The organism is Stenotrophomonas sp. GD04024 (assembly GCF_029837545.1).
Lineage (GTDB): Bacteria > Pseudomonadota > Gammaproteobacteria > Xanthomonadales > Xanthomonadaceae > Stenotrophomonas > Stenotrophomonas forensis.
Genome location: NZ_JAOEDV010000054.1, coordinates 18,630 through 30,298, shown reverse-complemented (window position 1 = coordinate 30,298; position 11,669 = coordinate 18,630). Strand labels below are relative to the sequence as shown.

The window sequence follows — 11,669 nt, the reverse complement described above, 5'->3', positions numbered from 1 at the left end:
GCAGGTCGGCGTTGAACGCGTCGGCGTGGGTGACCGTCAGGCCGTGCGGTGCACCGGCATACACCTTCAGTTCGGCGTCGCTGATGATCTGCGAGGACAGCTTGGCCGAAGCATCGAACGGTACGATCTGGTCATCATCGCCATGCACGACCAGCGCAGGCACGTCGATCTTCTTCAGGTCACCGGTGTAGTCCACTTCCGAGAATTCGTGGATGCAGTCGTACTGGCCCTTGACGCCGCCGAGCATGCCCTGCAGCCAGAACGAATCACGCATGCCCTGGGTGACGCTGTTGCCATCGCGGTTGGCGCCGAAGAACGGCGTGGCCAGATCCTTGAAGAACTGCGAGCGGTCGCCGCCGGTGCCCTTGCGGATGCCGTCGAACACCTCAAGCGGAGTGCCGGCCGGGTTGCCGGCGGTCTTCAGCATCAACGGCGGCACGGCGCCGACCAGCACCACCTTGGCGACGCGCTTGCTGCCGTGGCGGCCGATGTAGTGGGCCACTTCGCCGCCGCCGGTGGAATGGCCGACCAGGATCGCGTCCTTCAGGTCCAGCGCGTCGATCATCGCGGCCAGGTCGTCGGCGTAGGTATCCATGTCGTTGCCGTCCCAGGTCTGGCTGGAGCGGCCGTGGCTGCGGCGGTCGTGCGCAATCACGCGATAGCCGTTCTGCCCCATGAACAGCATCTGCGGGTCCCAGGCATCGGAGGACAGCGGCCAGCCGTGGGCGAACACGATCGGCTGTCCGCTGCCCCAGTCCTTGTAGAAGATGCGGGCGCCATCGGCGACGGTGACGTAGTTGCTCATTGCAGGTTCCTTGGCGGAAGGGAGGGAAGGCACCGGCAGGCCTGCCGGTGCCTCCGGCAGTACAGCGCAATGGATATCGGACGCCTTGCACGCCTGTGCTGGATTGCCTGGGCTGTGACGTGTATCGCTCTGGCGGCGGACCGGGGGCCGGCTGACGATGGCAGCGGACCTGTCGCGGAGCCCGCAATGCCCAGACTTCCATGCTGCCTGTTGGTGTGCCTGCTGCTGTCGGCTGCAGTAGGCGCGCAGACCCACGTCTACAAGTGCGTGGACGGCGCTTACCCTGTCTACCAGCAGACGCCGTGCCAGGGGCGTGCGGAATGGCGCTGGGACGTTCCGGCGGAACAGTCTTTGCCGCGTGGCCCGGTGCCTGCCACGTCCACTGCAGCGCCGGCCCGACGGCGGGCGTCACGCCCCGGGCGCGCGCGCGCTGCGCTGATCCCGATCAGCGCCGATCCCCGCGCCTGTGAGCGTGCGCGGCAGCAACGCGGGAAGGCGTTGGCCAGGGCCAGGCGCCTGGACTTCGTACAGCGCCGACGGCTGGATGACGCGGTGCACGACGCGTGTCGCTGATTTCAGTGCTGGAAACGACAACGGCGCCCAAGGGCGCCGTTGTGCGGAGACGCTGGACGCGCGGGCTCAGCGACCGTCGCTGGCCGCCGCCGGTGCCGGCGAGGGCACGCTGTCCGGCTTGGGCAGGCTCAGCTCCGGGTTACCCTGTTCGGCCTGCAGGATCTGGATACGGCGCTGCAGCGCGTCCAGCTGGCTGTTGGTGCTCTGCACGTCGGTGCTGAGGCTGACCGCCTGCTGCTGGGCCTGCTGCAGGGCCGCGCTGACCTGGGCCGACTGCGCCTGCTGCTGTTCCATTTCCTGCTGCAGGGTGCGCAGGCGCTCCTCGTTGTAGGCCACCAGGCGCTCGGTGTAGCGCTTGCCGGCTTCCAGCCGGGTGGTGTCGATATAGACCTGGGCCAGCTGCTCGGACTGCTGCGCAAACGTGCGGTACACGCGCTCGGCGTTGTCCACGGCATCGGTCTTGATCACCCGCCAGAAGTTCTTTTCCTGGAACAGCGCGACGTAATACGTCAGGGTGTTGGCGTTGAACAGCAGGCTGGCACCGTAGTTGCCGTTGTAGGTGGTGCGCAGCTCGGTCAGCTGGCGCGAATCCATCAGCTGCTTGAGTTCGTCCACGGTGTTGCGCACTACCGGTGCGGTGCGCGCGGCCGGCTCTGCGGCTGCTTCGCGGTCGCCACGGGCAGCCATCGCCGCCGGTGCCACCAGCATCATGGCCACGGCCAGCATTGCCGCGCCGCGCGCCTGACGGGCGAAGACCGCGCCCCCTGAAGTTTCTCGCATGTCTAGACCATCCACGGATGAGTGTGGGTTGAGATGAAGGTGGTTCCCCGCCGGGAGTCTAGCATGGGCGCGGGCGCCGCCAAGGGCGCCCGTCACGGGTCAATAGACCAGCTGCGCGGCGCTGCACTGGATCGATTGCACGTTGACATCGGTCCGCCCCAGTTCCAGCCCCAGCACGCTGGCCAGCAGGTTGGTCAGCAGGGTGCCGACGCTGTTGAGGACCGGGCGCAGCGCGGCCAGGATCGGCTTCAGCAGCGTGCACAGCAGCCCGCTGCAGCTGACGCTGCCATCGGGGTTGCTGACGCCGGTTCCACCGGCACCATCGAGGAAGCCGGCCGGCGCGGTCTGGATGTACGACGCCAGGTTGTTGCGCACGCAGCCGTTGTAGTCGATCAGGTTGCCGAGCAGGCTGTCGCAGCGGTTGATCAGCAGGCCGCCGACCAGTGAGCCGAGCAGCCCGTCGAGCACGCCCAGGCCCTGGCCGGTAACGGTGACCTTGAACGCATCCCAGACCGGCCCGTCCTTGTGGCAGGTGACCAGGTTCAGCAGGCCGCAGGCGTAGGGCAGGCCACCGGGCACATTCCAGCTGTTCAGCGGCGCCAGCTGCCGGCTGGGGTCGCCATCGCGCAGCAGCGGAATCAGCTTGTTGACGTCATAGCGCGTGTTGGGCGGGAACGTCGCCTGCAGGTAGCGGTCGGCCAGCGCCTTGGCGGTGTCATTCGCACTCATGCCCTGCTTGGGTGAGCTGAGCATGCCGGACAGAACCCGCAGCAACTCGTTGACCAGATCGGAAACGGCATTGCCCAGTGCCAGCGGATTGATCTGGGTGGAGCCGCTCTCGCCGGCAGCCAGGGTCAGGTTCTGCGAACTGGTCAACGCGGGCAGGGTGATCTTGTCGTTGATCAAGGGCTGGCCCAGCAGTGTCAGCAGCTGTTCCTTCTGCAGGGTGTTGTCACAGACATTGTTCTTGGAGAACCGCTGTGCGGGATCGACGTTGCCGACGCAGGCGCGCAGCACCGAGGAGTCGACCTGGATGGTGGCCTGGGGCGAGGTGCCACCACACTGGATGCCGGTCAGCGTGCCCATCGCGTTGGCGACATCGACGTGCACGGGCAGATGCAGGCGCGTACCCAGCAGCTGCAGCAGTGGGCCAAGCGCAAACAGGTTGTTGCTGTCGACATCGGCCATCAGGCGGACCTGCGCGTTGTAGGCGCGTGAGCCCACGCCCCCGATGGCTATCGACGGCGGTTCGACCACCCCGGCCTGCACGTTGATGCCCAGCAGGTTCAGGCCGCCGATCGCGATGCCGTTGCCTTCATTGGCGATGGAAATGGCGGTGCTGATCAGGTTGAGGACGCTGATCTTCGATTCCAGCGCGCTGCCGGCGGTACCGTCCGGAGAGATGACCTCGGCGAACAGGCCACCGCCGCCGGATTCGCTGCCCAGCGCGATGTTGAGCTTGGTGATGTCCAGCCGGGTGGCGACCAGGTCCGACAGGGCACGCAGCTGCACGCCGACGGTGGTATCGCGGCCGACCACCGTGGCGGTGGCGTCGACCAGCTGCGCCAGCGAAATCTTGTTGACCGCCAGCAGGCGGTTGAAGTCGGCCACACTGAGGTTGGCGCTGACTGGAATGTTGAGCGCCTTCAGCAGGCCGGAGGGTGTGACGTTGGCCTGCGCCAGGCCGTCATAGGAAAGCACCGTGGCGTTGGTGACATCCAGGCCGATCAGGCGCAGGGTCGACATCAGCAGCGAATCGCCGCGGGTCCGCAGCAGCTGCGAGCCGACGGCGAACACCGCAGTGGGCTCGGAGCGGCGCGCCACCGCCTGCACGCTGACGGTCGGCAAGCTGGTGTTCTGCCCGAAGAAGGGCAGCACGCTTCGCTGCGCGATGACCTGCACGGCGTTGCGGGGGTTGGCCGCATCCACGGTGGCCTGGAAGCGGTTGGTCGTGTCGCGTGTCGCGCTCCAGTTCCCGCACCTGATCTGCAGGCTGCCGGCAAACCGGTTCTGAGTCAGCGCGCTCTGCCGCGCCGCACTGTTGTCGCTGTTGTCCGACGTGCACAGTTCCAGGCGCTGGGCGCCGGCCAGTGCCGCCAGGTCGGCGACCTTCTGCGCATCGCGCTTGGCCCAGAACAGGTAGCCGATCTCGACCAGCCCGAGCATGGCCAGCAGCGCCAGCATGACCAGCATCATTGTGACCGACATGCCGCCGCGGGGGCGGTTGAAGCTGAACTGGCGTGGGCGTTTCATGGCCTACCTCAACGTCCGGATGAGGATGTTCCCTTGGACTTGCCGACATCGGTTTCAAAGAAATCGGGAATCTCGTGCTGGAAGCTCTTCAGGTAGCGTGCGTAGCTCAGGGTGGCCTGGTCGCCGAGGATCGGCAGGCGCGGGCCGGCCTGCTGCCCCGAGGCCTGCAGCTGGAACAGGCTGCGCGTGGCGTCGCCGATCTCGCTGCGGCGTACCGCGGGCGCAGGTACGGCCGCAGTGCTGGCGACGTGGTAGGCAGGGGGAGGGGCGGGTGCCGGTACGGGTACAGGTGCCTCGGGCGCGGACACGTCGACCGTTGCCAGCGTTTCGGACTGCAGCGGTTGCGCTGCGGTTGCCGCGGGACGGGCGCCGCCGAGCATCTGCCCGGTCAGCGGCTGTTGCTGTGCCTGGGCAGCTGTCGCCAGCAGCAGGCCGCTCAGCGCGGGCAACAGGCGACGGGTCAGGTGTGGCTTGATCATGGCGTGTTCCCGGTGGGCTGGTCTGGGGTGCTGAAGCGTTCGAGCATCGAAGGTGGCAGGCGCTGCGGATTCCGCTCATCGCGGGCGTCGCGTCGCGCTTCGGCGGCCAGCCGGGCTGCGGCCTGCGGGCGGGCGGGCGTGCTGGCAACCGCGCGGGTGGCTGCCACCTCGCGTGCCGCTGCTGCAGCCTGGCGCTGCTGCAGGCGCGCGCGGATCTGCTCGGCCTGCTGCTGGATGCCGCGGAGACTGTCTTCGTTGAGGTTGGCCTGCTGGGCCAGGCGCTCGGCCGTGGCGGTGTCCCCACGCAGCACCGCCCACAGCGCAAGGTTGGCCGTCGCCTTGGCATTGCCGGGTGACAGCTCGAGCGCCTTTGCCAACGGCTCACGGGCCTGGTCGAACTGTCCTGCGCGCAGCCGCGCGTAGCCCAGATCGCCGAGGTAGTCGGTGTTCAGCGGTTCCAGCTGGGTGGCCCGGGCCAGAGACTGCTCGCTGCCGGCGTCGTCGTCGCGATGCGCGGCGATCAGGCCCAGGCCATGTGCGGCGGCGGCCGCCTGCGGCCCCGTGGACAGTTCGCGGTAGAGCGCGATGGCCGCGTCGGCCTGCCCGGTTTCGCGCAGGGCGTCGGCCTGCAGCAGCCGCAGCGCCGGGCGATCACCGTAGCGCTGGCGGAATGCATCGACGTGGGCCAGCGAGGCATACCAGGCGCCCTGCTGCTGCATGCGCGCGATCAGTTCCAGGTAGGCGTTGCGGCTGTCCTGTGGTGCCGGTTCGGGCGCGGCCAGGCTGGGCGCGCGCAGGTACTTCGGCGTGGTCGACGCGCAGCCACTGGCGACGGCGGCAAGGGCGAACAGCAGGCAGGCGGTGCGAAGGGCGGGCATCAGGTCGTTCCCATCGAGGACATGGTGGCGGCCAGCGCAACCAGCGCCGGGCCGGCAAGAACCAGCATCAGCGCTGGCAGCAGGGTCAGCATCATCACAACCGTCATCTTCACCGAGAGCTTGCCGACCTTTTCCTTCAGCGAATTGCGGCGCTGCTCGCGCAGGCGGATGCTGAACTGGCGCAGTGGCTCCTGCACCGCGCCACCGTGTGCATGCACCTGCAGGATCAGTTGCACCAGGCTGCTCAGGTCGTCGTCACCGTAGACGTCACTCAGGCGGCGCAGCGATTGCGCGCGGGTGCGCCCGTGGGTGTAGGCCACGTTGGCTTCCTGCAGTTCACCGCCGAGGATCGGCAGCGCATCACGCAGCTTGTCGCCCAGCGTCTGCAGGCTCTGGTCCATGCTGAATCCCACCCCCTGCAGCAGGCGCAGCAGGTCGATCAGCAACGGCAGCTCGTTCTCGACTGCACGGCGGCGACGCTTGACCCAGGCAGACAGGGCGAACTTGGGCAGCAACAGGCCCGCGGCCAGTGCACCGATCACCACCATGATCTTCGCCAGCCCGGTCGCTTCGCTGAAGGCCAGCGCAAGGGCCAGTACCAGCAGCGCGAGCAGCAGGCGGACGCCGAGATAGATGGCGGTGCCGCGGCGCGTGTTCCAGCCGGCCAGATCCAGCAGCAGGCGATCCTCGTTGGCCAGCAGCGCGGCTTCCAGGCGGCCACCACTGAGCGCGCGGCCGAAGCGCTCCAGCCAGCCCAGCGAGTCGCGGCCCGTGGCTTCCACTTCGCGCGCTTCGTCACGCGGCTGCAGGGCGGTCTTGAGCGTGGCCGACGTGCGCTGTTCACGATGGCTGCGGACCCAACCGGCAAACCCGAGCAGGGCCACGCCCGCGGCCAGCACCAGCAGTGAAAGCGCAAACCAGGTGCTTGCACTCATCGGGCTTCTCCAGGGGGGCTGCGATGGCTCATAGCGATTTGGCCAGTCGATACAGCAGGAAAGCGCCCACCAGCTCCAGGCCCAACGCGATCAGCAGGACCTTGTGGCCGAGCGGCTCGTGCAGCACGGGCTGGAAGAAGTCGGGGCTGGCGATGGCCATCAGCACGGCGCTGGCCGGCGGCAGCAGGCCCAGCACCCAGGCCGACATCCGCGTTTCCGAGGTGGTCGCCGCCAGCTCCTGCTGCGCCTGTTCCAGGTCGCGCATGAAGTCGCCCATACGCTGCAGGATCTGGTCGGAGCGGCCGCCGATGCGCACGCTGACGCCGATCACCACCGACAGCACCTTCAGTACATCCATGCGATAGGGCTGTGCGGCGAGTGACAACGCACGATCCAGATCCATGCCGCTGCGGGCATAGCGCACCGTGGTGTCGAGCAGGCCACGCAGCGGCGCGCTGGTCTGCATCGACGCGACCTGGAAGGCCGCCTGCAGGCTGTTGCCCAGGGCGGTCAGGCGCACCAGGTTGTCGAGGAAATCGGGCAGCTGGTGCAGCAGCTGCGCGCGCAGCCGGGTGGTCCGGCGCATGATCCACAGCCAGCAACCGAGCGCGTACAGCAGCAGGGTCAGCGGGAACATCCACGCAGTGCCCAGCCGCAGCATGGCCGTCAGTGACAGCACCAGCCCCGGCACCAGCAGCATCACCGGAAGTTTCCAACCCGGTTGCAGGCCTGCACGTTGCAGCAGTCCATTCCAGGGCAGCGGCCTGCGCCCGCTGCTGGCAGGCCGCGCGGGCTCGTTGGCGGCGGCACTGGCGATGCTGGCCGATGGCGAAGTGGCTGTATTGCCACGCGCCAGCTGCTGCTCGGCATGCTGCAGCGAAGCCTGGCGCTGCTCGCGGGTGCTGGCCGTGCCCCACAGCCATGCCGCCAGCGCCAGCAGCACGGAGATGATGCTCAGCACGCCCAGCAGCAGACCGGTGCCCATGCTCAATAGTCTCCGTACAGCGATTCGCGCAGCAGCTGGCGGAACGGTTCCAGCTTGTGCGAGTGGGGCTGGAAGCCCAGGCCGATCCAGCGGTCGATCTCCCGGCCGTTTGCGTCGATCTGCAGTTCGTGCCGGAACATCTCCTGGGTGGTGATCAGGTTGTCGCTGACGCCGGTGATTTCCGTGATCGAGACCAGCACGCGGCGGCCGCTGCCCAGCCGCGAGATCTGCACGATGAAGTCGATCGCACTGGCAATCTGCCGGCGAAGGCTGTCCTCGCTGCCCTGGAAGCCGGCGAAACCTGCCAGCATCTCGATGCGGTACAGGCAATCACGCGGTGAATTGGCATGGATGGTCGCCATCGAGCCGTCGTGGCCGGTGTTCATCGCCTGCAGCATTTCCAGCACCTCGGCGCCACGGACTTCGCCGACCACGATGCGGTCCGGCCGCATGCGCAGGCTGTTGCGCACCAGGTCGCGGATGCTCACTGCGCCATGGCCTTCGGCGCCGCCGATACGGCTTTCCAGGCGCACCACGTGCGGGTGGTTGAGCGACAGTTCGGCAGTGTCCTCGACGGTGATCACGCGCTCATTGGGCGGCACGTAGCTGGCCAGAGCGTTCAGCAGCGAAGTCTTGCCGGAGCTGGTTCCGCCCGACACCAGGATGTTGCAGCGGCCCAGCACCATCGCTTTCAGCAGCGCCTGCATCGGCGCGTCGAAGGTGCCTTTGGCCAGCAGCTCGTCAGGCGTGAACGGATCCTTGCGGAACTTGCGGATGGAGACCATCGGTCCATCCACCGCCAGCGGCGAGATGATCGCGTTGAGTCGCCCGCCATTGGGCAGGCGCGCATCGACCATCGGGTTGGAGTCATCCAGGCGGCGCCCCAATGGTGCGAGGATGCGCCGCAGGATCCGCAACAGGTGGGTATCGTCGGTGAAGCGCTGCGTGGCGCGCTTGAGCTGGCCACCCTGCGAGACGTGCACGTCCTTGAAGCCGTTGATCAGGATGTCTTCGATCGACGGATCATGCAGCAGGTCGTCGAGCGGGCCGAAGCCGGTCAGCTCCTTGACCAGCCCTTCTGCGACCACCTGCATTTCTTCTTCATTGATCGGGATGCGCCATTCCTGGATGAAGCCCACCGTCTGCACCTGCACCCAGCGTGCGATGGTATCCGGCGCCCAGGAATCGATGTCGATTCGCTCATCCTCGATGCTGTTGAGCAGGTGCTCATGCGCGGCCGACAGCACCTTCTGGTACTGCTCGGTCTGCGCGAACGGCAGGTGGCCCGGCGGGTTGTCGGGCAGCACCGGGCGGGTGGCGGCATGCGGGAACGGGGTTACCTTGTCTTCCATTGCGATCCACCCAGGGCAAGGGAGAGTCTTTCCCGCAGTCCCTGTGCCTGCACCGGGCATGCAGCCGGGTCCAGGCGCGAAACCAGCGGGGCGAGGGCACGCAGGTAGGGGTCGCGCGGTGCGTCCTGCAGCAGCAGGTGGCCCTGGCTGGCAGCGAGGCGCACGCGTGGACGTTCGGGCAAGGTGGCCAGCAGCGGCACCTCGAAGCGGCGCGCGATCTGTTCGGGGCTCATGCCGCTGCTGTCGTCGTGGCGATTGATCACCAGCTGCAGCCGCTTCTCGCGTTCGCGCTGACCCGCCAGATGCTTCAGCGCCTGGTCGAGCGACACCAGGGTAGCGATCGAGGCGTCGGTGACCAGCCAGATTTCGTCGGCCTGATCCAGCAGCAGCGGCGGCAACTGCCGCAGGGGGCAGCCGCCGGCATCGCACAGCACGCTGGCGAAGACCGCGCGCAGGCGCTGCAGCAGTGCACCCGGATCGGAGGGCGGCACCGCGTCACTGCCACCGGCCCGATCAAGCAGCACCAGTCCGGAATCATGGCGGGCCATGGCGGTGCGGGCGAGGGTGGCATCGATGCGGCTGGCGTTGCGCAACGCGTCTTCGTAGTGGAAGCGGCTGTCGAGGTTGAGGTACAGCGCGAGATCGCCGGACGGCTGTGCCAGCTCCATCAGCAGGCCATCCTGCTGCAACGCTTCGCCCTGGGCGAGAGTGCGGGTCTGCTGCGCGAGCACTGACAGGTGCGCGGCCAGGGTGCTGGTGCCGACCCCGGCACGCACGCCCAGCAGCACGATCAGGCGAGCCTTGTGCGCCAGTTGTGGCGAGGCCGTCGGTCGCGGTGACAGCGCGCGTCGCAACGCGGCTTCGATGCCGGCGTTGTCGCTGTCCAGGTCCAGCACGTCGCGCAGGCCGGCGCGCAGCGCGATCACCACGCCTTCGACCTGGCCGGCACTGGTGGCGCCGACCGCGACCAGCACCAGGTCCGGCTGGGTCTGCTGCAGCTGCTGGGCCAGTGCGCTGGAGGCGGCCGCGTGTTCGGGGCGGAAATCGAGCAGCACCAGGCTCTGGCCCCCGCGTTGAAGGTCCTGTGCGGAGGTCGGCGCGTTGCTGTCCTGCCAGTGCAGGGTCGTGGTCGGCGGCAACTTGGCAGCCAGCCGGGGCAGCAGTTCGCGATCCATTCCGTACAGGACCAGGTTCATCGGTGGTCCCTGTGGATGCAGTGGCTGGGCGGTGGCGTAGGGCATGGTCGTGGTATCGCAGGCATCATGGAATCAGCGTGAGAAGCCGGGCACCGGGTCCTGGCTGATCGGGCCGAGCAGCCACGAGCCCCATTCGGGCAGGTTCGGCTTGGCTTCGCGTGCGCCGGGCAGCGGTAGTTCGGTGTTGCGCGCAAGCGGCTGCACCAGCCGCGGCGTGACGATGATCACCAGTTCCTTGTCCTGACGCTTGTAGTCGAAATTGCGGAAGAACGAGCCGATGATCGGCAGGTCACCGAGCAGCGGAATCTTGTTGACGCTGGACACCACGTTGGAGCTGACCAGGCCGCCGATGACGAAGCTCTCGCCGTCACCCAGTTCAACCGTGGTGTCGGCCCGGCGGGTGGTGATCGAAGGGATCTGCACACCATTGAGGGCAATCGAATTGCTGTAGTCCAGGTCGCTGGCTTCCGGCGCGACCTTCAGTGCGATGCGGTTCGGTGCCAGCACGGTCGGGGTCACGGTCAGCCCGATGCCGAACGGCTTGTAGGTGATGGTGGTGGTGCCCAGGCCCTGCGGTTCCAGGATCGGCAGTTCGCCACCGGCCAGGAAACTGGCGCTCTGTCCGGACAAGGCGACCAGGGTGGGCTCGGCCAGCACGCGGGCCATGCCGTTGCTCTGCAGCAGGTCGACATCGGCATTCCACAGGCCCTTGGTGGAACCGAACACCAGGCGGAACGCCGAGGAAATCGGTGAAGTGGACTCGTTGCCCGATTCGCCTTCCTTCATGCCGGGCAGGATGCCGGTGTTGCCGGGCAGCTGGCCGCCGGGACGGGCGATGCCGTAGGCGAAGCTGCCGTTGCGGTTCTGGAAGCTGATGCCGATCTGCTTCAGGGCGGTCTTGTTGAACTCCACCACCTTGACCTCGACCTGGACCACGCCACCGCTGCTGACCGTCGACGCGTCGGCGAGCTGGCCCTCTTTGCCAAGTGCCATCGCCGCAGTCTGCTGTTCCTGCATGTGCGCAAGCACGCTGTCCGTGCTTCCCTGCAGCAGGCCCTGTTGGTCCTGCTGGGTGAACAGCAGGCCGCTCGTGCCGGTGCTCGCCGCGCCCTGCACGGCGCTCTGCACGCGCACCTGCACGCGCTGTGGCTCGGCCTGCTTGCGGTGCCACAGCAGCAATGTGGTGGTGCCGGGCGCCTTGCCCACCAGCAGCGCCTGGCGCTGGCCGCGCAGCATCACGATGTCGGCGACACCAGGGTCGGCGATGGCCACGCGCTCGAGGTCGGCGGGCAGGCTCCAAGGACGCTGCTCACGGGCCTGCAGCACCAGATCGTCGGCGGCCACGCTTGTTGCCGGTGCCAGCAGCACCAGCATCAGGGCCAGCCAGCGCTGGCGAGGGGAAGGGCGTGGAGACAGTCGGCGTTGGGTCATGG

At 67.8% G+C, this 11,669-nt stretch carries 11 protein-coding genes; 1 reads left to right on the top strand and 10 read right to left on the bottom strand.

Annotation, left to right across the window (positions count from 1 at the left end):
* Positions 1-805, bottom strand: an 805-nt coding sequence (locus tag N7590_RS15750; RefSeq protein WP_279935719.1) for an alpha/beta hydrolase, incomplete at its 3' end; no start/stop codon positions are given.
* 186 nt (positions 806-991) lie between these two features.
* Between N7590_RS15750 and N7590_RS15745 the strand changes: the two genes are divergently transcribed.
* A complete protein-coding gene (locus tag N7590_RS15745; protein ID WP_239544039.1) occupies positions 992-1,378 on the top strand; it encodes a hypothetical protein in 387 nt (128 codons plus the stop codon).
* A gap of 66 nt (positions 1,379-1,444) precedes the next feature.
* On the opposite strand, the gene N7590_RS15740 is transcribed toward N7590_RS15745, so the two are convergent.
* The 9 genes from N7590_RS15740 to N7590_RS15700 form a co-directional block, all read right to left on the bottom strand.
* Complete coding sequence (locus N7590_RS15740; protein WP_040007538.1) at positions 1,445-2,158, bottom strand: DUF2968 domain-containing protein; 714 nt, start codon at positions 2,156-2,158, stop codon at positions 1,445-1,447.
* 99 nt (positions 2,159-2,257) lie between these two features.
* The gene (locus tag N7590_RS15735; RefSeq protein WP_053508728.1) at positions 2,258-4,411 is read right to left on the bottom strand and encodes a TadG family pilus assembly protein; all 2,154 of its coding nucleotides are present in this window, start codon (positions 4,409-4,411) and stop codon (positions 2,258-2,260) included.
* A gap of 8 nt (positions 4,412-4,419) precedes the next feature.
* A complete protein-coding gene (locus N7590_RS15730) occupies positions 4,420-4,890 on the bottom strand; it encodes a DUF3613 domain-containing protein (RefSeq protein WP_053508730.1) in 471 nt (156 codons plus the stop codon).
* Positions 4,887-5,768 carry a Flp pilus assembly protein TadD gene (locus N7590_RS15725; protein ID WP_164240391.1) on the bottom strand — a complete coding sequence of 294 codons (882 nt, stop codon included), beginning with the start codon at positions 5,766-5,768 and terminating at the stop codon, positions 4,887-4,889. Before N7590_RS15725 ends, N7590_RS15730 begins: the two co-directional genes overlap by 4 nt.
* Positions 5,768-6,703, bottom strand: coding sequence for a type II secretion system F family protein (locus N7590_RS15720; protein ID WP_053449998.1), 936 nt, complete (start codon positions 6,701-6,703; stop codon positions 5,768-5,770). Before N7590_RS15720 ends, N7590_RS15725 begins: the two co-directional genes overlap by 1 nt.
* Before the next feature lie 28 nt (positions 6,704-6,731).
* The gene (locus N7590_RS15715) at positions 6,732-7,688 is read right to left on the bottom strand and encodes a type II secretion system F family protein (protein ID WP_279935718.1); all 957 of its coding nucleotides are present in this window, start codon (positions 7,686-7,688) and stop codon (positions 6,732-6,734) included.
* A gap of 2 nt (positions 7,689-7,690) precedes the next feature.
* Entirely contained in the window at positions 7,691-9,040 is a 1,350-nt protein-coding gene (locus N7590_RS15710; RefSeq protein ID WP_164240387.1) for a CpaF family protein, read from the bottom strand.
* The gene (locus tag N7590_RS15705) at positions 9,025-10,281 is read right to left on the bottom strand and encodes a fimbrial protein (protein WP_053449995.1); all 1,257 of its coding nucleotides are present in this window, start codon (positions 10,279-10,281) and stop codon (positions 9,025-9,027) included. Before N7590_RS15705 ends, N7590_RS15710 begins: the two co-directional genes overlap by 16 nt.
* A 27-nt stretch (positions 10,282-10,308) precedes the next feature.
* Positions 10,309-11,667, bottom strand: a complete 1,359-nt coding sequence (locus N7590_RS15700) for a type II and III secretion system protein family protein (RefSeq protein WP_164240385.1) — start codon at positions 11,665-11,667, stop codon at positions 10,309-10,311.
* Positions 11,668-11,669: the final 2 nt, after the last annotated feature.